22 protein-coding genes are annotated in these 21,041 nt (G+C 61.0%); 14 read left to right on the forward strand and 8 right to left on the reverse strand.

Features of this window, described 5'->3' with window-relative positions:
* The first annotated feature begins 45 nt into the window (after nt 1–45).
* Complete coding sequence (locus tag HX868_RS14625) at nt 46–387, forward strand: aspartate-semialdehyde dehydrogenase (RefSeq protein WP_177003353.1); 342 nt, start codon at nt 46–48, stop codon at nt 385–387.
* On the opposite strand, the gene HX868_RS14630 is transcribed toward HX868_RS14625, so the two are convergent.
* The 3 genes from HX868_RS14630 to HX868_RS14640 form a co-directional block, all read right to left on the reverse strand.
* Entirely contained in the window at nt 384–1,565 is a 1,182-nt protein-coding gene (locus tag HX868_RS14630; protein WP_177003354.1) for an aminotransferase class V-fold PLP-dependent enzyme, read from the reverse strand. The genes HX868_RS14625 and HX868_RS14630 overlap by 4 nt on opposite strands.
* Nucleotides 1,562–2,032: a RidA family protein gene (locus tag HX868_RS14635; protein ID WP_177003355.1), complete on the reverse strand. Its 471-nt coding sequence runs from the start codon at nt 2,030–2,032 to the stop codon at nt 1,562–1,564. The genes HX868_RS14630 and HX868_RS14635 overlap by 4 nt, the downstream gene beginning before the upstream one ends.
* 90 nt (nt 2,033–2,122) lie before the next feature.
* Nucleotides 2,123–2,989 (reverse strand): LysR substrate-binding domain-containing protein, encoded by an 867-nt coding sequence (locus tag HX868_RS14640; RefSeq protein ID WP_177003356.1) that lies wholly within the window; start codon nt 2,987–2,989, stop codon nt 2,123–2,125.
* A 132-nt stretch (nt 2,990–3,121) separates the two neighbouring features.
* On the opposite strand from HX868_RS14640, the gene HX868_RS14645 reads away from it, so the two are divergent.
* Complete coding sequence (locus HX868_RS14645) at nt 3,122–3,283, forward strand: hypothetical protein (protein WP_095015015.1); 162 nt, start codon at nt 3,122–3,124, stop codon at nt 3,281–3,283.
* A gap of 143 nt (nt 3,284–3,426) precedes the next feature.
* Nucleotides 3,427–3,543: a cytochrome c oxidase subunit CcoM gene (ccoM, locus tag HX868_RS31020; protein ID WP_003172387.1), complete on the forward strand. Its 117-nt coding sequence runs from the start codon at nt 3,427–3,429 to the stop codon at nt 3,541–3,543.
* Nucleotides 3,544–3,793: 250 nt separating this feature from the next.
* On the opposite strand, the gene HX868_RS14650 is transcribed toward ccoM, so the two are convergent.
* Nucleotides 3,794–5,269 carry an inorganic phosphate transporter gene (locus HX868_RS14650; protein WP_028619266.1) on the reverse strand — a complete coding sequence of 492 codons (1,476 nt, stop codon included), beginning with the start codon at nt 5,267–5,269 and terminating at the stop codon, nt 3,794–3,796.
* A 313-nt stretch (nt 5,270–5,582) separates the two neighbouring features.
* Nucleotides 5,583–5,783, reverse strand: a complete 201-nt coding sequence (locus HX868_RS14655; RefSeq protein ID WP_003189295.1) for a hypothetical protein — start codon at nt 5,781–5,783, stop codon at nt 5,583–5,585.
* A gap of 560 nt (nt 5,784–6,343) precedes the next feature.
* Between HX868_RS14655 and pcaR the strand changes: the two genes are divergently transcribed.
* From pcaR to pcaC, 11 genes are all read left to right on the forward strand, one after another.
* Nucleotides 6,344–7,186 carry a pca regulon transcriptional regulator PcaR gene (gene pcaR, locus HX868_RS14660; protein WP_028619267.1) on the forward strand — a complete coding sequence of 281 codons (843 nt, stop codon included), beginning with the start codon at nt 6,344–6,346 and terminating at the stop codon, nt 7,184–7,186.
* Nucleotides 7,187–7,331: 145 nt separating this feature from the next.
* Nucleotides 7,332–8,672 (forward strand): 4-hydroxybenzoate transporter PcaK, encoded by a 1,341-nt coding sequence (pcaK, locus tag HX868_RS14665; RefSeq protein WP_177003357.1) that lies wholly within the window; start codon nt 7,332–7,334, stop codon nt 8,670–8,672.
* A gap of 254 nt (nt 8,673–8,926) precedes the next feature.
* Nucleotides 8,927–9,784: a CoA transferase subunit A gene (locus HX868_RS14670; RefSeq protein ID WP_177003358.1), complete on the forward strand. Its 858-nt coding sequence runs from the start codon at nt 8,927–8,929 to the stop codon at nt 9,782–9,784.
* Nucleotides 9,784–10,563 (forward strand): CoA-transferase subunit beta, encoded by a 780-nt coding sequence (locus HX868_RS14675; RefSeq protein ID WP_095015017.1) that lies wholly within the window; start codon nt 9,784–9,786, stop codon nt 10,561–10,563. The genes HX868_RS14670 and HX868_RS14675 overlap by 1 nt, the downstream gene beginning before the upstream one ends.
* Nucleotides 10,560–11,762 (forward strand): 3-oxoadipyl-CoA thiolase, encoded by a 1,203-nt coding sequence (gene pcaF, locus HX868_RS14680; protein WP_177003547.1) that lies wholly within the window; start codon nt 10,560–10,562, stop codon nt 11,760–11,762. The genes HX868_RS14675 and pcaF overlap by 4 nt, the downstream gene beginning before the upstream one ends.
* 17 nt (nt 11,763–11,779) lie before the next feature.
* Nucleotides 11,780–12,484 carry a protocatechuate 3,4-dioxygenase subunit beta gene (gene pcaH / locus HX868_RS14685; protein WP_159954736.1) on the forward strand — a complete coding sequence of 235 codons (705 nt, stop codon included), beginning with the start codon at nt 11,780–11,782 and terminating at the stop codon, nt 12,482–12,484.
* A gap of 1 nt (nt 12,485) precedes the next feature.
* Nucleotides 12,486–13,052 carry a protocatechuate 3,4-dioxygenase subunit alpha gene (gene pcaG, locus HX868_RS14690; RefSeq protein ID WP_177003359.1) on the forward strand — a complete coding sequence of 189 codons (567 nt, stop codon included), beginning with the start codon at nt 12,486–12,488 and terminating at the stop codon, nt 13,050–13,052.
* Between the two features lie 208 nt (nt 13,053–13,260).
* A complete protein-coding gene (locus tag HX868_RS14695; RefSeq protein WP_016975088.1) occupies nt 13,261–14,556 on the forward strand; it encodes an MFS family transporter in 1,296 nt (431 codons plus the stop codon).
* 10 nt (nt 14,557–14,566) lie between these two features.
* Nucleotides 14,567–15,922 carry a 3-carboxy-cis,cis-muconate cycloisomerase gene (locus HX868_RS14700; protein WP_177003360.1) on the forward strand — a complete coding sequence of 452 codons (1,356 nt, stop codon included), beginning with the start codon at nt 14,567–14,569 and terminating at the stop codon, nt 15,920–15,922.
* A 10-nt stretch (nt 15,923–15,932) separates the two neighbouring features.
* Nucleotides 15,933–16,724: a 3-oxoadipate enol-lactonase gene (gene pcaD, locus HX868_RS14705; protein ID WP_177003361.1), complete on the forward strand. Its 792-nt coding sequence runs from the start codon at nt 15,933–15,935 to the stop codon at nt 16,722–16,724.
* A 10-nt stretch (nt 16,725–16,734) separates the two neighbouring features.
* Nucleotides 16,735–17,127 carry a 4-carboxymuconolactone decarboxylase gene (gene pcaC / locus HX868_RS14710; RefSeq protein WP_028619276.1) on the forward strand — a complete coding sequence of 131 codons (393 nt, stop codon included), beginning with the start codon at nt 16,735–16,737 and terminating at the stop codon, nt 17,125–17,127.
* A 3-nt stretch (nt 17,128–17,130) separates the two neighbouring features.
* Here pcaC and HX868_RS14715 read toward each other — a convergent pair whose 3' ends face one another.
* The 3 genes from HX868_RS14715 to HX868_RS14725 all read right to left on the reverse strand — a co-directional run bounded on the left by HX868_RS14715 (nt 17,131) and on the right by HX868_RS14725 (nt 20,992).
* Entirely contained in the window at nt 17,131–18,030 is a 900-nt protein-coding gene (locus tag HX868_RS14715; RefSeq protein ID WP_177003362.1) for a polysaccharide deacetylase family protein, read from the reverse strand.
* A gap of 117 nt (nt 18,031–18,147) precedes the next feature.
* Entirely contained in the window at nt 18,148–19,650 is a 1,503-nt protein-coding gene (locus HX868_RS14720) for a M91 family zinc metallopeptidase (protein WP_177003363.1), read from the reverse strand.
* 91 nt (nt 19,651–19,741) lie between these two features.
* A complete protein-coding gene (locus HX868_RS14725) occupies nt 19,742–20,992 on the reverse strand; it encodes an OprD family porin (protein ID WP_028619278.1) in 1,251 nt (416 codons plus the stop codon).
* Nucleotides 20,993–21,041 lie beyond the last annotated feature (49 nt).

Here is a 21,041-nt window from a genome sequence, read left to right on the forward strand (position 1 = left end):
GCCCTGTCACCCGCCGACAGCCTGTTGATCAGGAGAATAATCACTATGCTGCCACCCATGCTGCCCGTCAGCGTTGTGCCGGTGACGTCACAACTCGATCCGGTGCGACAGAAGCCGGATATCCCGCCCGTGGTGCCAGTTCAGCCGGGCTCCAACGAGAGCACCATCGACCTGAAAAAAGGCGACGCCGAGACGTCGGCCTTTTTGCTGCGCGAAGAACAGCGCCGCCAGCAGGAGCAACAGAAACGCCGGCGTGAAGCCGATGAAGACCCGGAGCAGCACCTGGCCATTCCGGGCGACATACTCAACGCCGACAACACCGTGCCGGTGGTGCCGCTGGTCGAAGATGCCCCGCGCCAGGGCTTGTGGGTGGACGTCGAGGTTTAGTCGCGCAACGCGCGCAGGGCGGCGATCAGCAACTCGATATCCTGTTCGGTATTGAGTGGGCTGACCGAGATCCGCGCCACGCTTTCCAGGCCCCGTGCCTGCATATCCAATGGCGTGTAGGCCACGCCGTTGGCGCCGATATTGATGCGTTTCAGGCTCAGGCGCCGCTTCAGTTCGAATGCATCCCAGCCTGCCAGGTTGAAGGCGATCAAGCCTGATTGCCGCGAGCCCAGGTCATGCAGGGTAATGCCCGCCATCCCACGCAGTTCGTCGCGGATTCGCCCGGCGGTTTGCGACACCCTTTCCCAGACGCGCTCGATGCCCAGGCGATTCATCTCCTGTAGCGCATTGCCTAGGCCTGCGAGCAAGGCGAAAGAGGCCTCGCTGGTCTCAAAGCGCCGAGCGTCATTGCGCAGGTCAAAACCCTGGGCGGTCCATGGTGCTGAAAACACGTCGCGCTGGGCCGGGTTCAAGCGCTCAAGAAAGTCCGGTCGCACATAGAGCAGCGCGGTGCCCCGTGGACCGCGTAGATGCTTGCGTCCAGCTGACTTGAGCACATCGCACTGCAACGCTTGCACGTCCACGGGCACCTGGCCGACGGCTTGGCCGGCGTCGATGAAGTAGGGGATGGCGTGCCGCCTGGCCACGTCGCCAATGGCGTGGGCAGGGTTGATCAGCCCGCCATTGGCCGGGAGCCAAGTGAGGTCGATCAGTTTGACCCGTGCATCGATCATCGACTCCAGCGCCAGCGGACAGACGGCGCCGGTTTCGTCGCAGGGGATAATTTCTACCCGTGCACCGGCGTGCACTGCCAGCTCCATGCTGGCCAGGTTGCCGCCCCATTCGTGGCGGCCCACCAGAATGCGATCGCCCGGTTGCCAAGGCGCCAAGGCCTGGAACGCCAGGCTCCAGGCCGTCGAGCCGCTGCTGGCAAAGGCAATCGAGGCAGCGGGGGCATTGAGCAGTTGCGCGGCGGCACGGCGGGCTTTTTCCACCAGCACCGCGCCATGTTCGCCGGCTTCCATCGGGCCGTCGCGAGCTTCGCGTTGCAGTTGCTCGATGATTGCGTCGAGGGTCGCCTGGCTGGGCAGGGATGCGCCGGCAGAGTTGAAGTGCACGATGCCGGATTGGCAGCCCGGCGTGTCGTCCCGCAGTTGCTGGACTTCGAGCGGGCTCACGGGCGTAACTCGAAAATGGCATCCACCTCCACGGCCACGCCGGCCGGCAGGCTGGAGACGCCCACGGCGGTGCGCACATGTCGGCCTTGTTCGCCAAGGGCGTTGACAAGCAGGTTGGAAGCGCCATTGGCGACCACGCTTTGTTGCTTGAAATCGGCGCTGCTGGCGATGAACACACCCAGGCGCACGGTGCGCACCAGGCGCGACAGGTCATCACTCAAGGCATTGCTCAATTGCCCCAGCAGGCCCAACGCCGCCAATTGCGCCGCCTGTGCGCCTTCCTCATCGCTGAGGGATTCTCCCAGGCGACCGATGTAGGCGGGGTTACCGTCGACCAGGGGAATTTGTCCCGAAACGAAGAGGTGGTTTTGGCTGATGACGTGGTTGATGTAGTTGGCAATGGGCTGGCTGGGGGTAGGCAGCGTGAGGCCAAGGGCTTGAACGCGCTGGCGGATGGAGTCGCTCATGGTGAATCCTCTGGGTTCAGGAGGTTTCAGCATGTTGTTTGCACCGAGGGGCGGCAAACGGATAGATCTCACGCGACGTATCGAAATAACTCACGCGTCGGCGCAAGCTTCCTTCAACCACTGGCTGAAGCACGTGGCGGCTTCGTTGGCGGGGCCTGGGGGCGCGATGAGCCAGTAGCCGATGTCGCTGTGATAGGGCGGCCAGTCGAACGCTTCCACCAGGCTGCCATCCTGTAATCGGCGCTCGATCAGGCGATGGCGGCCCATGGCGATGCCCTGTCCGGCCACGGCGGCTTCGACCACGATGTTGTAGTCGTGCAGCATTACGCGGGGATGGTGGGTGAGGTCGACCTGGTGGTGCGCGGACCAATCGGTCCATTCAAAGGGGCGGTGCGAAGTAGCCATCAGCAACGGGCTGTCCTGGCGTGCCTTGAACGACGGGCTGCACACCGGGGAGATGATCTCGGGCATGAGCCGCGTGGCCTGGACATCGGGCCAATCACCCTTGCCGTAGCGGATGGCCAGGTCGACCTCGGCGCCCGTGACATTCGCCAACTGGATCGCCGGCAACAACTCCACCTGGATATGCGGGTAGCGGTTTAGAAACCCAGCCAGGCGCGGTGCCAGCCACAGCGTGGCAAAGGACGCCAGTAAACCGATGCGTAATACGGTGGCGCTGGGGGCAACCCGCTGGGCGCGAGTGGCAGTGGCGATGGCATCGAGGGCGGGGCGGATTTCGTCGTAGTACTGTTGGCCGTCAACGGTCAGATCGATCGCGCGGGTGCGTCGGATAAACAGCGGTTTGCCTAGATGCTGCTCAAGTTTCTGCACCTGATGACTCAGGGCGCTTTGGGTTACTGACAACTCATTCGCCGCTTTGATAAAACTCAAATGCCGCGCCACGGCTTCGAAGGCACGCAGTGCCAGCAATGGCGGAAGGTCCTTGTGCAGTGCCACTTGAGAGCGTCTCCGGGTTCGGGAAAGGCCTCGATTTTGTGCGATGCCCTGCCTTTTGTCGCCCGCTGATTTGCCGTTGAGCGGGGGAGGCCGCATTATTGAGCCATTCCCTTCCACGACGTAAGCCAAGCCATGAGTGAAGACGACAAGCTGATCGACCTGAATGCCGAACGCGCCAAGCGTGTGCATGACCTCAATGACAAGCGCCTGAATGAAGTGCGCCAGGCATTTGAACACGCGATGCCACTCGGCAAAGTGAAGAAAAAGCCGAAGAACAAGCCGAAAAAGCGTTGAAACAACCTGCATCCCTTGATGCAGGTCAGTTATTGCCCTTCTTTACGCCCCGTCGCGGGCGACATTGATCCCCGTCAATTTTCCAATCCGCCTTCTCCATTAACTTAGCCCTATCGCAACAGGGCAAGCACAGGAGGCCGGTCATGTTTATCGATAATGTGGTGTTTGCCGGAGTGCTGACTGTAAGCCTCATGGTGCTGTTTTTTGTAGGGTTTGGAATTTTTATCTGGAAAGACGCGAACAAGCGTAAAAAACCATAGGTTTTTCCAGGTTACATGAGCACGCAAGGCATTTTGGGCGACTTCGGTCGCCCTTTTTTTTGCGTTTGAATTAATCCGATGACCTGTAGGAGCCGGCTTGCCGGCGATGGTCGTTAACGATTATTCGATATGTCTGGAAAAGTATGGCGCCTTGACGTTCTTCGCCGGCAAGCCAGCTAATACAGAAATACGGAGACAAAAAAAAGGTGCGACCCTCGCGGATCGCACCTTTTTCATTGCGGCAGGGTTATCAACTACCCAGCGCCTTCGACGCCAACCAGAACAACCCGGCCGACAAGCCTACCGTCGCCGGCAGGGTCAGCACCCAGGCCATCAGGATGGTTTTCACAGTGCCGCCTTGAAGGCCGCTTTTGTTCGCGACCATGGTGCCGGCCACGCCGGAAGACAGCACGTGGGTGGTCGACACTGGCAGCGCGAAGATGTTGGCAAAGCCAATCATGGTCGCGGTGGTGATCTGTGCCGACATGCCTTGGGCATAGGTCATGCCCTGCTTGCCGATCTTCTCGCCAATGGTCAATACCACACGCTTCCAGCCCACCATGGTGCCCAGGCCCAAGGCCAGTGCAACGGCGAGGATCACCCAGAACGGGGCGTACTCGGTGGTGGCGGTCAGGTCTTTGCGCAGCTTGTCGAGGTCGGACTTCTCACGCGCATCCAGGCCTGGCAACTTGCCGACCTTTTTCGCGGTGTCATCCAGGCAGAGCAAATAGCGACGCACTTCAATACGCTGGTCAGAAGTCAGCGAATGATAGTCGGACACGCCTTTCAAGGTGTCGACCAGCGCGTTGATGGTCGGCTCGGTCTGTTGCGGGTTGCACTGGAACTTGCCTGGCAGATCGTTCTTCACGCTCTTGCCCAGGGCCAGGAACTCGCCGAGCGTGGCGTTGTTACGCTGGTAGAACTGGCTCAAATGCACGGTTGCATCGCGGGTACGTTCGATCTGGTAAGTGGTGCTGCCCAGGTCGAGCACGAACTGCGCCGGCACGATACCGATCAGCACGAGCATGATCAGGCCGATGCCTTTCTGGCCGTCGTTGGAGCCGTGTACGAAACTCACGGCCATGGCGGAAATCACCAGCACCAGGCGGTTCCAGAACGGCGGGTGTTTCTTGTCGTCGAGTTTGCGGCGCTGGTCCGGGGTCTTGTGCATCTTCGACAGCGGGCGCCACCACTTCAGGCCGATCAGCACCAGGGCTGCGACCAGGAAGCCGGCCATCGGCGAGAACACCAGGGAGGCGCCGATATCGATCGCCTTCTGCCAGTTCACACCGTCAGCCAGGGGGATGTCGTTGATCAAGGCATTGGCCAGGCCGACACCGAGGATCGAGCCGATCAGGGTGTGGGAGCTGGAAGCCGGGATACCGAAGTACCAGGTGCCCAGGTTCCAGGTGATCGCCGCTGCCAATAAAGAGAAGACCATCGCCAAGCCATGGCCGGTGTTCACATTGATCAGCAACTCCACCGGCAGCAAGTGCACGATGGCGTAGGCGACACCGACACCACCGAGCAACACGCCGAGGAAGTTGAACACCCCGGAGAAGAACACGGCCAGGTGCGGCGGCATGGCTTTGGTATAGATGACTGTGGCCACCGCGTTAGCGGTGTCATGAAAGCCATTGATGAACTCGAAGGCGAGGACAAAGGCCAGGGCGAGCAACAGGCTCACGAGAACCCAAGCATCCAGTCCGCTGAATAAATCGATCATGAAGGTTTTCTGACCCGGTCGTAAGGGGGCGCGATTATGCCAGAAAACCTCAGTAATCGATGCACTAGCTGCTCATCGGTAACAATCTTCACCGAAAAAAATACCGGGAAAGGCGTGCATCCCAGGGTTTTCGGGGCTTTGGCAAGTCTTTGATTTATAAAGCAGAGGGGCCACAGAGCGGGGTTTTGTCACAAAAACGTCACGCCTGAAACATTTGTATGAAATTTTACTGGTGATGGTGGGATTCAAGGTTGCCGGCTGCTAGCGATGTGCCAGCAGTCGAGGCAAAACCTTGGGGTTCAAACCGGCTCGCTTATGGCTCTTCGGTTTTCAGCTCTTGTTCAATCTTTTGGATTTCCTGGGCAAATGCCTGGTCGAGCAGGCTGGCTCGCTTGCGCCATGGTTTGCGTTCAGGTTCAGGCTGGGCGGCGTAGGTGGTCACTTCCCCGCCGTAAACGTCCTTGTAACGTTGCTCCTGGCGCTCAAGTTCCGCGCGCAGTTCATCTTTCGTCACATCGTTACCTAATTGAGTTGAGTGTTAATACGTTGCAGCGTTATGCCGGAATGCGCCCTCGGCGTGTTCCAAGTTGAAGCGCAGAAACGTTCAAGTTTGGAACAGGCACGGGCGGCCACTTGTTAGTGGTGCATTCGAGGCAGATAGTTGCGATCGGCAATGCACGGTAGGTGCATCACCTGACGAGTTCCTGTCCTGCTGATCGAGCCGGGCGGACCTGCACATAGAATGCATTATAGCCGTGCCTCTGAATAACACTATCTGCATAAAGTTAAAAACCGTCAACTTTGTGTGAGCGTTTTGTTACACAGGCGTGTCGGTAATTGCACAAATTCCTGGCGTCATTAACTCAGTCCAACTTCAGGCGTTATTAAGCGTCACCTATTTTTACTCAGCGCTTCAGGTCGACTCGGCCCAGGTCGCTCGCAAATTGCGATAATCGAATGATCGTCCGATAATCGCACAATGTTCTCGGCGCTGCCTTGTGCATCCCGGCTGACGCGGCTTGTAATAGCAGCCGAACCTCCCTGCGGTCGACAATAAGAGAAAGGATCCCTGACATGAACGATCAATTGCGCAACTCTTTCGCGTCAGTGGCGCCGCCGATCGTTGCCTCTCCGGCCAAGCGTATCCAGGCGTTTACCGGTGATCCGGACTTCATGACGTCCCTGGCCCGTGGCCTGGCCGTGGTTCAGGCGTTCCAGGAACGCAAGCGCCACCTCACCATCGCCCAGATCAGCCACCGCACGGAAATCCCCCGCGCCGCCGTGCGCCGTTGCCTGCACACCTTGATCAAGCTCGGCTACGCCACCACCGACGGGCGCACCTATTCGCTGCTGCCCAAAGTGCTGACCCTGGGCCATGCCTATTTGTCGTCCACACCGTTGGCCGTGTCGGCCCAGCCCTATCTGGACCGCATGAGCGAGCAGCTCCATGAAGCCTGCAACATGGCCACTCTCGAAGGCGACGACATCCTCTACATCGCCCGTTCGGCCACCACCCAACGCCTGATTTCCGTGGACCTGTCGGTGGGCGGACGCTTGCCGGCCTATTGCACCTCCATGGGCCGCATCCTGCTTGCCGCACTGGACGACGCCTCGCTGCAGGACTACCTCGACCACGCCGACCTGCAGACCAAGACCAGCCGCACCCTGACCACCCCCGCAGCGCTGTTCGAATGCCTGCAACAAGTGCGTCAGCAGGGCTGGTGCATTGTCGACCAGGAGTTGGAGCAGGGCCTGCGTTCCATCGCGGTGCCGGTGTATGACGCCTCGGGCCAAGTGCTGGCCGCACTGAACGTCAGCACCCACGCTGGGCGCGTCAGCCGCAGTGAGTTGGAACAGCGCTTCCTGCCGAGCATGCTCAGCGCCAGCCGTGAGTTGAGCGCGCAACTGTTCGCCTAAGCTGTTCGGTCACCGCACAGATCCCGGTTTGCTCAATTGACGGTGTTTCCTCCGACTTATTACTGTGCGGCAGCGCTGTTGAAGCGCCCCAATAATAACGACGACCCCAGGTCGTCAGCCCGCCATCGGTGTGGAAATAAAAACAATGAATCAGCCTTCTGTCGGTTCCACGTTGGACGTCCAGTCCTTCATCAACGCCCAGCCACTGTCCCGTTATCAGTGGCGCGTGGTGATCCTGTGTTTCCTGATTGTTTTCCTCGACGGCCTCGACACTGCCGCCATGGGCTTTATCGCACCGGCGCTGTCCCAGGACTGGGGCATCGACCGCGCCAGCCTCGGCCCGGTGATGAGCGCCGCGTTGATCGGCATGGTCTTCGGCGCCCTGGGTTCCGGCCCGTTGGCTGACCGTTTCGGCCGCAAAGTGGTGCTGGTGGGCGCGGTGCTGGTGTTTGGCGCGTTCAGCTTGGCGTCCGCCTACAGCAGTAACGTCGATCAATTGCTGGTGCTGCGTTTTCTCACCGGGTTGGGCCTGGGCGCCGGCATGCCGAACGCCACGACGCTGCTGTCCGAATACACACCGGAACGCCACAAGTCATTGCTGGTGACCAGCATGTTCTGCGGCTTCAACCTGGGCATGGCCGGTGGTGGGTTTATCTCGGCCAAATTGATCCCGGCGTTCGGCTGGCATGCCTTATTGCTGATCGGCGGCATCCTGCCCTTGATTCTGGTAGTGGTGCTGATGCTATGGCTGCCGGAGTCGGCACGCTACCTGGTGGTGCGTAACCGGGGCACCGACAAAGTGCGCAAAACCCTCTCGCCCATCGAACCCAGCATTGTCGCCCAAGCCACCAGCTTCAGCGTGCCCGAGCAAAAAACCGTCAAGGCGCGCAACGTGTTTGCGGTGATCTTCTCCGGCACCTACAGCGCCGGTACCTTGCTGCTCTGGCTCACCTACTTCATGGGCCTGGTGATCGTCTACCTGCTCACCAGTTGGTTGCCGACCCTGATGCGCGACAGCGGCGCCAGCCTGGAGCAGGCCGCGTTTATCGGTGCGTTGTTCCAGTTTGGCGGCGTGTTGAGCGCGGTGGGCGTAGGCTGGGCGATGGACCGGTTCAATCCGCACAAGGTCATCGGTATTTTCTACCTGCTAGCCGGGGTGTTTGCCTACGCGGTAGGGCAGAGCCTGGGCAATATCACGCTGCTGGCAACCCTGGTGCTGGTTGCCGGGATGTGCGTCAACGGTGCGCAGTCGGCAATGCCGTCTCTGGCCGCGCGTTTCTACCCGACCCAAGGCCGCGCCACTGGCGTGTCGTGGATGCTCGGCATTGGCCGCTTCGGCGCGATCCTCGGTGCCTGGATGGGCGCGACCTTGCTGGGCCTGGGCTGGAACTTCGAACAAGTGCTCACCGCCCTGGTGATTCCGGCTGCATTGGCCACGGCTGCCGTGGTGATCAAGGGCATGGTCAGCCACGCCGACGCTACCTGACCCGCCCTTGTAGGAGCCGGCTTGCCGGCGATGGCATCACCTCGGTAAACCTGATTGGCCGAGGTGCCTGCATCGCCGGCAAGCCGGCTCCTACAGGGCGTCGTACCCCAGATAAATAGCAAGACAACAATCCGTTCGATAATCGAACACTGAGTCGATTATCGGATTGTTTGGCCCATTTCCCCGGCTTAATCTTCAAGCACTTCGGCGCCACCTCAGCGCCTTTTTCGATCCATACCGGGAGCCCGAACCCCATGGCTGAAATCCTCGCGCTGCGTGACGCGGTGAAGCAATTTGTGAACGACGGCGACACCGTCGCACTGGAAGGCTTCACCCATCTGATCCCTACGGCAGCGGGTCATGAAATCATTCGTCAGGGCAAGAAAGACCTGACGCTGGTGCGTATGACACCTGACCTGATCTACGACCAGTTGATCGGTGCCGGTTGCGCCCGCAAGCTGATTTTCTCCTGGGGCGGCAACCCGGGTGTGGGCTCCTTGCATCGCCTGCGCGACGCGGTCGAGAAGCAATGGCCGCAACCGCTGGAAATCGAAGAACACAGCCACGCCGACCTGGCCAATGCCTACGTCGCCGGTGCCTCAGGCCTGCCCTTCGCGGTGCTGCGTGCCTACGCCGGTTCCGACCTGCCCAAGGTCAACCCGCTGATCAAGACCGTGACCTGCCCATTCACTGGCGAAGTGCTGGCGGCGGTGCCGTCGGTGCGTCCGGACGTCACCGTGATCCATGCGCAAAAGGCTGATCGCAAGGGCAACGTTTTGTTGTGGGGCATCCTTGGCGTACAGAAGGAGGCGGCTCTGGCGGCCAAGCGTTGCATCGTCACCGTCGAAGAAATCGTCGATGACCTGAATGCGCCGATGAACAGTTGCGTGTTGCCGACCTGGGCACTGACGGCGGTGTGTCATGTGCCAGGTGGCGCACACCCGTCCTACGCCCATGGCTACAACGAGCGTGATAACCGCTTCTACCAGGCATGGGACCCGATCGCCCGCGACCGTGAGACCTTTACAGCCTGGATCAACGAATACATCCACGGCACTGCCGACTTCACCGAATTCCAGGCCAAACTGGCCACCGCGCAGGAGGCCAAGTAATGGCTTACTCGACCAATGAAATGATGACCGTCGCCGCCGCGCGCCGCCTCAAGAATGGCTCCGTGTGCTTCGTCGGCATCGGCCTGCCGTCCAAGGCGGCCAACCTGGCGCGCCTGACCTCTTCGCCAGATGTGGTGCTGATCTACGAATCCGGCCCGATTGGCGCCAAACCGTCGGTATTGCCGCTGTCCATCGGTGATGGCGAACTGGCGGAAACCGCCGACACCGTCGTGCCGACCGGTGAGATCTTTCGCTATTGGCTGCAAGGTGGGCGAATCGATGTGGGCTTTCTCGGCGCAGCCCAGGTCGACCGTTTCGGCAACATCAACACCACCGTGGTCGGTGATTACCACCAGCCTAAAGTGCGCCTGCCGGGTGCCGGTGGCGCGCCGGAAATTGCTGGTTCGGCCAAGAGCGTGCTGATCATCCTTAAACAGTCGGCGCGTTCGTTTGTCGACAAACTCGACTTCATCACCTCGGTCGGTCATGGCGAAGGCGGCGACTCGCGTCAACGCCTGGGGCTGCCGGGCGCGGGTCCTGTAGGGATTATTACTGACCTGTGCATCATGGAACCGGAAGCGGGCACCCATGAGTTCGTGGTCACCGCGCTACACCCTGGGGTGACCCGTGAGCAGGTAGTGGCCGCCACCGGCTGGGCAATTCGTTTTGCTGACCAGGTCGACACCACCGCCGAACCGACTGATGTGGAGCTGACCGCCCTGCGTGACCTTGAAGCACGTACCGCGGCCGCCCATGGCCAAGCGCCTGGAGAAGCCTGATGCGCGACGTATTTATCTGTGATGCCATCCGTACCCCCATCGGCCGTTTCGGCGGGGGCTTGTCCACCGTGCGTGCGGATGACCTGGCAGCGCTGCCGATCAAGGCGCTGATCGAGCGCAACCCTTCGGTGGATTGGACTGCCGTCGATGAAGTGTTCCTCGGCTGCGCCAACCAGGCCGGTGAAGACAACCGCAACGTGGCGCGCATGGCGTTGTTGCTGGCGGGCCTGCCAGAGAGCATTCCAGGCGTGACCCTCAACCGCTTGTGCGCCTCGGGCATGGACGCCATCGGCACCGCCTTCCGCGCGATTGCCAGTGGTGAAATGGAGCTGGCGATTGCCGGTGGCGTCGAGTCGATGTCCCGCGCGCCCTTCGTGATGGGCAAGGCCGACGCGGCGTTCTCGCGCAACATGAAGCTTGAAGACACCACCATCGGCTGGCGCTTTATCAACCCGTTGATGAAGGCCCAGTACGGCGTGGATGCAATGCCGCAGACGGCCGACAATGTGGCCGACGACTACAAGGTGTCCCGCGCCGACCAGGACGCTTTTGCCCTGCGCAGCCAGCAACGTACCGCTGCTGCCCAAGCCGCCGGGTACTTCGCTGAAGAAATCGTGCCCGTACGCGTCGCCCATAAAAAAGGCGAAACGCTGGTGGAACACGATGAACATCCACGGGACACCACGCTGGAAGCCCTGGCGAAGCTCAAGCCCGTGAACGGCCCGGACAAAACGGTCACTGCCGGCAACGCCTCCGGTGTTAACGACGGCGCCGCCGCGTTGATCCTGGCCTCAGCCGAAGCCGTCAAAAAGCATGGCCTGACCGCCCGCGCCCGTGTGTTGGGCATGGCCAGCGCCGGTGTCGCGCCGCGTGTGATGGGCATTGGCCCGGTGCCGGCCGTGCGCAAGCTGGTGGAGCGTCTTGGCCTGGCCGTGACCGATTTCGACGTGATCGAACTCAACGAGGCCTTCGCCAGCCAAGGCCTGGCCGTGCTGCGTGAGCTGGGCATTGCCGACGACGCGCCGCAGGTCAACCCGAACGGCGGCGCCATCGCCCTCGGCCACCCGCTGGGCATGAGCGGCGCGCGCCTGGTGTTGACGGCCCTGCACCAACTCGAAAAAACCGGCGGCAGCAAAGGCCTGGCGACCATGTGCGTGGGCGTCGGCCAAGGCTTGGCCCTGGCGATTGAACGCATCTAATAAGAGAGGACTGCACCATGAGTGACAAGCCTGGATACCGGCGCCCGCAAGCGGGCACTCAACCTGATTACCTGCACCCGGCGTACCAGTCGACGAACCTGCGTTCGCCGTCCCAGCCGTTGGTGTTCCTGCCCCATTCCTTGTCGGAAATCACCGGCCCGACCATCGGCGCTGAGCGCGTCAACGAGAAGGACAACGACCTCACGGCCCAGCATGAAGGCGAGCCGCAAGGCGAACGCATCATCATTCATGGTCGCGTGCTCGACGAAAACGGTTTGCCGGTGCCGGGGATTCTGGTGGAGATCTGGCAAGCCAACGCCGCCGGTCGCTACAACCACAAGCGCGACCTGCACGACGCGCCGCTGGACCCGAACTTCACCGGTACCGGCCGCACCGTCACCGACGCCGATGGTTGGTACCAGTTCCAGACCATCAAGCCCGGCGCCTACCCGTGGGGCAACCACCACAATGCGTGGCGCCCGGCGCATATCCACTTTTCGCTGTTCGGCCCGAGCGTGCTGACGCGGCTGGTCACGCAGATGTACTTCCCCGGCGACCCGCTGCTGGAATACGACCCGATCTACAACTGCGTGCCGGACACTTCGGCCAAGCAACGTTTGATCGCCCGCTTTGACCTGGAAAAAACCATTCCTTCCTATGCCCTCGGCTACCGCTGGGACATCGTCCTGCGCGGCCGCGACGCCACGCCGATGGAGAAATGAGATGACACTCAACGCGACCACGTCCCACACCGTCGGGCCGTATTACCACATCGGCCTGACCTGGCTGAACCGCGAAGACCTGACCGTGGCCACCACCCTCGGCGAACGCGTGGCGATCAGCGGGCAAGTGGTGGATGGCAATGGCGATGTCGTCAACGACGCCATGCTCGAAGTCTGGCAGGCCAATGCCGCCGGTAAATATGACCACCCGGAAGACGAGCAGGACAAAGCCGTCGACCCGAACTTCGAAGGTTTCGGCCGGGTGCCGGTGGATGCCGAAGGGCGGTTTCGCTTTACCACCATCAAGCCGGGTGCGGTTCCTGGCCTGAAAGGCACAACCCAGGCGCCACACCTGGTGGTGCTGGTGTTTGCCCGTGGTTTGGTGAAGCACTTGCTGACGCGGATTTATTTCGAGGGCGAGGCGCTGAATGGGGATGACCCGTTGCTGGCGTGTGTGCCTGCCGAGCGGCGCGAAACCTTGATTGCCAAGCAGGATGCAGAGGGTGTGCATCAGTGGAGTGTGATTTTGCAGGGCACAGATAAGGAAACGGTGTTCTTCGATTATTGAGGCTTCCTGTAGGAGCGAGCTTGCTCGCGAAAAGCCTGAGAGCGCCGCATTCATTCAGGCTGCCCGCGTCATCGTTGGCGATTTTCGCGAGCAAGCTCGCTCCTACAGGGATCAGGCTTCAGGCAACACCCATCCAAAAGTCTGCTTGCATGACATGGTTGTTGCAAAGTATGTCTAGGCTACACACGTTCCCACTGAGTGAAAAATCATGACAACAACAACCAGTCACTACACCGGAGAAGAACGCAGCAAACGGATTTTTGCGATCGTCGGGGCATCCTCCGGCAACCTCGTCGAATGGTTTGACTTCTACGTCTATGCCTTCTGCGCCATTTACTTTGCCCCGGCGTTCTTCCCGTCGGATGACCCCACGGTCCAACTGCTCAACACCGCCGGCGTTTTCGCTGCGGGCTTCCTGATGCGACCTATCGGCGGCTGGCTGTTTGGCCGGGTCGCCGACAAGCACGGGCGCAAGAACTCGATGATGATCTCGGTGCTGATGATGTGCGCCGGTTCCCTGGTCATCGCTTTCCTGCCCACCTACAAAGACATCGGCGCGTGGGCCCCGGCGTTGCTGTTGGTGGCGCGGCTGTTCCAGGGCTTGTCGGTGGGTGGCGAATACGGCACCACCGCGACCTACATGAGTGAAGTCGCGCTCAAGGGCCAGCGCGGTTTCTTCGCCTCGTTCCAGTACGTGACGCTGATCGGCGGGCAACTGCTGGCGGTGCTGGTGGTGGTGATCCTGCAACAGATCCTCACCGAAGAAGAATTACGCGCCTGGGGCTGGAGGATTCCGTTTGTGATCGGCGCCATTGCGGCGGTGATCTCCCTGCTGCTGCGTCGCACCCTCAAGGAAACCACCAGCAAGGAAATGCGCCAGGACAAGGACGCCGGCAGCGTGGCGGCGTTGTTCCGCAACCACAAAGCGGCATTTATCACCGTGCTTGGCTACACCGCCGGCGGCTCGCTGATTTTCTACACCTTTACCACCTACATGCAGAAATACCTGGTGAACACGGCCGGGATGCACGCCAAGACCGCCAGCTACATCATGACCGGCGCGCTGTTCGTCTATATGTGCATGCAGCCACTGTTCGGCATGCTCTCGGACAAGATCGGCCGTCGTAACTCGATGCTCTGGTTCGGCGCCCTCGGCACCCTGTGCACCGTGCCGATCCTGCTGACCCTGAAAACCGTGACCAACCCGTTCCTGGCCTTCGTGCTGATCTCGCTGGCCCTGGCCATCGTGAGTTTCTACACCTCCATCAGCGGCCTGGTGAAAGCGGAAATGTTCCCGCCTCACGTGCGTGCCCTGGGTGTGGGCCTGGCGTATGCGGTGGCCAACGCGATCTTCGGCGGTTCGGCGGAATACGTGGCCCTGGGCCTCAAATCCATGGGCATGGAAAACACTTTCTACTGGTACGTCACCGGCATGATGGCGGTGGCCTTCCTGTTCAGCTTGCGCCTGCCGAAACAGGCGGAGTACTTGCATCACGATCTATAAGGGACGCGTTATGACGATGCGCACGAGCAATCAATTGTTCGACGCTTACTTCACGGCGGGCAGCATGGCCGAGGTGTTCTGCGACAGGGGACGCTTGCAGGGCATGCTGGATTTTGAAGCGGGCTTGGCCCGGGCCCAGGCCCAGGTCGGCTTGATTCCCCAGGCCGCCGTCGCACCGATCGCCCAGGCCTGCCTGGCCTCGCTGTACGACGTGGATGCCCTCGGCGTGGCGATTGCCACGGCGGGGAATTCGGCGATTCCGCTGGTGAAGGCGCTGGGCAAGTTGATTGCCAGTGAAGATGCCGGAGCCGAGCGCTATGTGCATCTGGGCGCCACCAGCCAGGATGTGATGGACACCGGCCTGGTGCTGCAACTGCAGCGGGCAGTGGGGTTGATCGAGGCGGATTTGGTGCGTCTGGGCGACATTCTTGCCGCCCAGGCCCAGCGCTATGCCGGCGTGCCATTGGCCGGGCGTACCTGGTTGCAGCATGCGACGCCGGTCACCCTGGGAATGAAAATCGCCGGTTGGCTGGGCGCTGTCACCCGCAATCGCCAGCGTCTGGCGCAGTTGAAACCGCGTTTGCTGGTACTGCAATTCGGTGGTGCATCCGGAACCTTGGCAGCGCTTGGCGAACAGGCCATGCCCGTGGCCGAAGCGCTGGCGGCTGAGTTGCAACTGACCTTGCCCGAGCAACCCTGGCACACCCAACGGGATCGCCTGGTGGAGTTCGCCAGCGTGCTCGGCCTGATCGCCGGCAGCCTGGGCAAGCTGGGCCGTGATATCAGCTTGTTGATGCAGACCGAAGCAGCCGAGGTTTTTGAACCGTCCGCACCAGGCAAGGGTGGTTCGTCCACCATGCCGCACAAGCGCAACCCGGTGGGCGCGGCGGTGCTGATCAGTGCCGCTACGCGCGTGCCGGGCCTGGTCTCGACGATGTTCAGCGCCATGCCCCAGGAGCACGAACGCAGCCTGGGCCTGTGGCACGCCGAATGGGAAACCCTGCCGGAGATCTGCCGTTTGGTCTCCGGTGCGTTGCAACAGGCGTTGTTGGTGAGCGAAGGCTTGGAAGTCGACCCGCAGCGCATGGCGCAAAACCTCGACCTGACCCAAGGCCTGGTATTGGCCGAAGCCGTCAGCATCGTGCTTGCCCAGCGCCTGGGTCGCGAAACCGCGCACCATTTGCTGGAGCAATGCTGCAAGCGTGCCGTCGCAGAGGGCCGTCACCTGCGTGCGGTATTGGCGGATGAGCCACAGGTCACCGCCGAGTTGTCTGCAACTGAATTGGACCGTTTGCTTGATCCCGCCCACTACCTGGGCCAGGCCCACACCTGGGTCACCCGCGCCGTAGCCGAACACTTTGCTTGAGGAGACCACCGTGGCCTTTGTACAACTCGCCGAGGGCGAACTGCATTACCAATTGGATGGGCCCGAGGATGCGCCGGTGCTGGTGCTCTCCAACTCGTTGGGCACCGACCTGCACATGTGGGACATCCAGATCCCGGCTTTCACCCAACATTTTCGCGTACTGCGTTTTGACACCCGTGGCCATGGCAAATCCCTGGTGACTCCGGGCCCCTACAGCATCGGGCAACTCGGTCAGGATGTGATCGCACTACTGGATGCGTTGGATATACAACGCGCGCATTTCTGCGGGCTGTCCATGGGCGGCTTGATCGGCCAATGGTTGGGCATCCATGCAGGCCAACGTCTGCAACGCCTGGTGGTGTGCAACACCGCCGCCAAGATCGGCACGCCCGAGGTGTGGAACCCGCGCATTGAAATGGTGCTGCGTGATGGGGCGGCGGCGATGGTGGCGCTGCGCGATGCATCGATTGCACGCTGGTTCACCGCAGACTTTGCAGCGGCCAACCCGCACCAGGCCAAGCAGATTACCGACATGCTGGCGGTCACTTCACCCGAAGGTTATGCCGCCAACTGTGCGGCGGTGCGTGATGCGGATTTCCGTGAGCAACTGGCTTCAATCAAAGTCCCGACCCTGGTCATTGCCGGTACTGAAGATGCGGTCACACCGCCGGCCGGCGGTCACTTTATCCAAAACCATGTGCAGGGTGCCGAGTACGCTGAGTTCTATGCGGCGCACCTGTCCAATGTGCAGGCCGGTGCGGCGTTCAGCGACTGCGTCATTGAATTTTTGTTGGCCCGCTGAGGAGCTTTTTGTGGACGAGAAACAACGTTATGCCGAAGGCCTGCAAGTGCGCCGTGAAGTGCTGGGTGATGCCCATGTCGATCGCAGCCTCAATGCCCTGACCGAATTCAACAGTGAATTCCAGGAAATGATCACCCGGCACGCCTGGGGTGATATCTGGACCCGTCCCGGCCTGCCCCGACACACCCGCAGCCTGATCACCATTGCCATGCTGATCGGCATGAATCGCAGTGAAGAACTCAAGCTGCACCTGCGTGCCGCCGCCAGCAATGGCGTGACACGTGCCGAGATCAAGGAAGTGCTGATGCAGAGCGCGATCTACTGCGGGATCCCGGCGGCGAATGCCACGTTTCATTTGGCGGAATCGGTGTGGGATGAGCTGGGGGTTGAATCGCGGGAATAGGGGTCAGTGAGAGTCGGCGTCCCACACCCAATTCCACACGCCTGGCAGATGCACTTCTTCACTCACATCCTTGACCGTACGCGCCAGCGCCGCGCGCTGTAGCTGGGCGGTGCCGGTGTAGAAGGGCTCCGCGGCTGTCTTCATGCCGTTGACTCGGGCGCTGTCCAGCAGGATCTGCAAGTACTCCTGCATATGCCGCGCGGTGTATCGGTTGATGTCGTGGAAGGTCACCACCACCGGAATCACACCGTCCACCGTCGGCAACTCACCCAACGCAATGCGCTCACGCACCACCGACAGTTGCCGGTACAAATTGGCTCGGCGGCGCGGGCTGCCGTTGAAGCCCCATATCTTGCCGTCATTGGCGCTCAGGTCCGTCAGCAATACGTGCATGCCATGGCGCTGGTAGGCGGCGAAGGTGCGGCGGTCATAATTCCAGAACGGCGGGCGCACCAGCACCGGCGGCGCGCCTGTGATCGCAGCAATATCGGCGGCGCCTTGGCTGAGGGTGCGTTCCAGTTCGGCATCGTTCAGCCAGCGGTGGTTTGTGTGAAACCCCGTGGCCGTGTGGAAGGCCAGGACGTGACCGGCCGCATACTCGCGCTGCATGGTCTTGCGGCCCCTTGCGCTGCCGCCGGAACGGGCTGCTTCGGTCTGCAAGAAGAACACCGCCTTGATCCCCGGCAGCACCGGGTTCTGCGCCAGGTCGGCCATCACCGACCGGCTCGGGTTGTTGTAGCCCGAGGCACTGGGGCCGTCATCGAAGGTCAGCAGGAAGCGGATCGGCGCCTGGGCTTGCAGGCGCTGCTCGGTTTGCGGCGTAAGGGCAATGGGCGCGCCGATGCAGCCGCTGAGGCTCAAGGCCAGGGCCAGCAGGGCGGATGCGATGGCGAAGGATTTCATGGTGGGCGCAGGCTCGAATAAAGGCCGCTGCTGGGTGGATCAGCAGCGGCAGGCGCGCACCATACAGCAAGATCGGCTGTGTGAGGTTATAGGCTGACAAACGAGCGTCGCTAAAGGTCAGCCGACGTATTGGGTGCGCAAGGGATTGCCCATCTCTGCATGCAAGGCGTTTTCAGTGAAGGGTTTGGGGTTGGGTGGGGTCGCGGGCGTGGTGGGCAGCCCTACGGCCTGGCGTTCGCTGTTGGGAACATCGTGTTGCTCGCCCTCAAATGCTTCAGAGGTCGATCCCGATAAAGCGGTGCCGTTGCCAGCGTTATAGGCATGCACCATTTCGTGATAGAGCGTCGTGATTGGCGAATACGTTCTGCCGCCCAGTACGTTCAGGGCGGAGCGGTTGTAGGAGATTTCAGCTCGATCAGCTCGAGACCCCGGCACGCCGTCGACCATAAACCCCCACTTGGGATCATCGCCGACTACAGGTGGGCGTTCGTATTGCAGCAATGCCTTGAGTTCTTGGCTGCCATAAACGTAGCCGCTACCTATGTCGACCAGATCCTCCACAAGCGTCACCGGTGCGCCGTTACGTCGGGCAATCGCATTCATCTCGGCCAGCATCTGTTGGCCTTGGGGGGAACTGCGCAGCAAGGCCAGATCGTCTTCGACCCTTTGGATAAAATCGGCAGAGCCCTTTATGAGAAGACCTTTAAGCGACGACTGGTCGGTTGTGACGGGGGTCAACCTCGAGCCGTTGAGGCGCTTGATCGTATCGCCCGGCTGAGCGTAGATCAGGTCGCCAGGCCGATTGGCAATCACTGTGTCGCGGCCACTGCCGGTGTAAAACGTGCTGCGATCGTGGCCGATCAAGCGATCGTCACCGGCCCCCCCATGCAACACCGTGTGGCCGTTGCCCGCGTACAGTTGATCATTGCCGATACCGCCATCCAGGTAGCTGGTTTTGCTTTTTGGCCCGGCACCGGCGTAGAGGCGGTCGTTGCCGTTGTTGCCGTACATCACGTTGTCGCCTGTGCCGCCGATGAGCGTGTCGTCACCGTCGTTACCTTCGGCATAGCCAAGCCCACTGCCAAGGCGCAGCACATCATCGCCTTTGCCACCGAACAGACGGGTGTACCCACCGCCGGCCTGCACACGGTCATTGCCGTCCCCGGCTTCCACGATGATGGGTTGCATTACGTTCGCGTCGATGCGGATGTTGTCGTTACCTCGGTGGGGCTTGAGATGAAAGGCAAGTGCCTTACCCTCTTTATCCTGACTGTCAAAACGATATAACTGGCCGTTGACCCGAACATCCAGTTGGCCGGGGCATGTCTGGCTGATATGGACCTGATCGGCCTTGTCACCGGTTTCAAGAATCAGACTGTTGTTCTCGCTGAAGGAACCGTCATATTCCCATACCGACTGTCCGCACGCTTTCAAGTTGCCATCGTCCAGAAACGGGTGCTGGTGCGCTTGAATCGGATTGTCGGGCGTGAGTACCGGGCGGGGACGCACTTCAGGGTCATAGTGGCTGTTGTCGAAGACCGTAGGGCGCGCAGTTGTCGAACTGGGCGCCCAATCGGGAAGGTTGGGCTGAGCGTGTGCAATACGATTTGAAACGTCCATGTGTCATCCCTATCAGAGGGCCAAGTATTGACCCTGTCTTTAGGAATTGTCCGGATGCGTAAAATCGTTCCCGCAAAAATGTAATTGGGTCTTACAGCAAACTGATCGGGTAACTGACGATCAACCGGTTCTCATCAAACTCATTGTTGCTGTAGTCGCGGCGCATGCTGGAGTTACGCAGGCGCACATTGAGGTTTTTGGCCACGCCGCTTTGCACGGTATAGCCCACTTCGGTTTCGCGGCCCCATTCCTTGCCGTCGGTGATGGTGCCGGTGTGCACGTTACTGCCACTGATGTAGCGGTTCATCAGGGTCAGGCCGGGCACGCCGAGGGCGGCGAAGTTGTAGTCGTGGCGCACCTGCCAGGATTTCTCCTGGGCATTGTCGTAGCTGCTGTTGTAACTGTCGTTGGCCAGGGTGCCGCCGCTGGTGCCGTTGACGCGCATCCACGCGCTGTTGCCGGTGAGTTTTTGCAGGCCCACATAGAAGGTGTTGCCGCCGTATTTGGCGGAGAACAGGCCAGACCAGGTCTTGTTGTCCAGGTCGCCGGCGCGGGCGCTGCCGTCGTCCTTGCCGTAGAAGAAACCGAGGTTGGCGCCCAGAGTCCAGTCGCCGATAGGCTGGCTGTGGATCAGGTTGACGAACTGCTGGCTGTAGATGTCCTTGAGTTGGGCGTTCCACAGGCCGATCTGGGTGCGTTTGTCGTTGAACGCGTATTCGCCGCCCTGAAAGTTGAAGCGGTCGGAGGTGAACGCGGTTTTACCGAACATGGACATGTCCGTCATGCTGCTGTCATCGCGCGGGCTGTTGGCGCGGAACTGGCCGCCGTAGAGGGTCAGGCCGTCGATTTCTTTCGAGGTGATCTGCCCGCCACGCAGGGTTTGCGGCAGGGAGCGGCCATCGTCCGAGCGCAGGATCGGCAGCACCGGCATCCACTCGCCGACCTTCACTTCGGTCTTGGAAATGCGCGCCTTGAACGCCACGCCGAGACGTCCGAATTCATCCGCCGGGCGGCCATCACGGTCCAACGGCAACAGTTGAGTACCCCCGGTGCCGCGTCCGCCATCCAGTTTCAACGAATACAACCCCAGCACATCCACGCCAAACCCCACCGTGCCCTGGGTAAAGCCAGACTTGGCGTCGAGGATGAAACTCTGCGTCCACTCCTGCGCGCCGCCCTGGGCCTTGGTGGGGTTGGTGTAGTTGCGGTTGAAGAAGAAGTTGCGCAGGTTGAGGTTGGCGCTGGCGTCTTCGAGAAAGCCGTGTTCTTCAGCGACGACGGGCAGGGCGAGACTGGCGACAGCGGTTGCCAGCAAAAGCCGGCGCGGGTGGAAAGTGCTCATGGTGTTTGACCTGTTGTTATTGGGTTTATGCAGGTGGCGGCCATGGTGC

The sequence above is a fragment of the Pseudomonas reactans genome (assembly GCF_013385825.1).
Lineage (GTDB): Bacteria > Pseudomonadota > Gammaproteobacteria > Pseudomonadales > Pseudomonadaceae > Aquipseudomonas > Aquipseudomonas reactans.

Coding starts and splice junctions, on each gene's coding strand:
- HX868_RS14625 (WP_177003353.1), top strand. CDS start 46: ATGCTGCCACCCATGCTGCCCGTCAGCGTTGTGCCGGTGACGTCACAA.
- HX868_RS14635 (WP_177003355.1), bottom strand. CDS start 2,032: ATGAGCGACTCCATCCGCCAGCGCGTTCAAGCCCTTGGCCTCACGCTG.
- HX868_RS14645 (WP_095015015.1), top strand. CDS start 3,122: ATGAGTGAAGACGACAAGCTGATCGACCTGAATGCCGAACGCGCCAAG.
- ccoM (WP_003172387.1), top strand. CDS start 3,427: ATGTTTATCGATAATGTGGTGTTTGCCGGAGTGCTGACTGTAAGCCTC.
- HX868_RS14650 (WP_028619266.1), bottom strand. CDS start 5,269: ATGATCGATTTATTCAGCGGACTGGATGCTTGGGTTCTCGTGAGCCTG.
- pcaR (WP_028619267.1), top strand. CDS start 6,344: ATGAACGATCAATTGCGCAACTCTTTCGCGTCAGTGGCGCCGCCGATC.
- pcaK (WP_177003357.1), top strand. CDS start 7,332: ATGAATCAGCCTTCTGTCGGTTCCACGTTGGACGTCCAGTCCTTCATC.
- HX868_RS14670 (WP_177003358.1), top strand. CDS start 8,927: ATGGCTGAAATCCTCGCGCTGCGTGACGCGGTGAAGCAATTTGTGAAC.
- HX868_RS14675 (WP_095015017.1), top strand. CDS start 9,784: ATGGCTTACTCGACCAATGAAATGATGACCGTCGCCGCCGCGCGCCGC.
- pcaH (WP_159954736.1), top strand. CDS start 11,780: ATGAGTGACAAGCCTGGATACCGGCGCCCGCAAGCGGGCACTCAACCT.
- pcaG (WP_177003359.1), top strand. CDS start 12,486: ATGACACTCAACGCGACCACGTCCCACACCGTCGGGCCGTATTACCAC.
- HX868_RS14695 (WP_016975088.1), top strand. CDS start 13,261: ATGACAACAACAACCAGTCACTACACCGGAGAAGAACGCAGCAAACGG.
- HX868_RS14700 (WP_177003360.1), top strand. CDS start 14,567: ATGACGATGCGCACGAGCAATCAATTGTTCGACGCTTACTTCACGGCG.
- HX868_RS14715 (WP_177003362.1), bottom strand. CDS start 18,030: ATGAAATCCTTCGCCATCGCATCCGCCCTGCTGGCCCTGGCCTTGAGC.
- HX868_RS14720 (WP_177003363.1), bottom strand. CDS start 19,650: ATGGACGTTTCAAATCGTATTGCACACGCTCAGCCCAACCTTCCCGAT.
- HX868_RS14725 (WP_028619278.1), bottom strand. CDS start 20,992: ATGAGCACTTTCCACCCGCGCCGGCTTTTGCTGGCAACCGCTGTCGCC.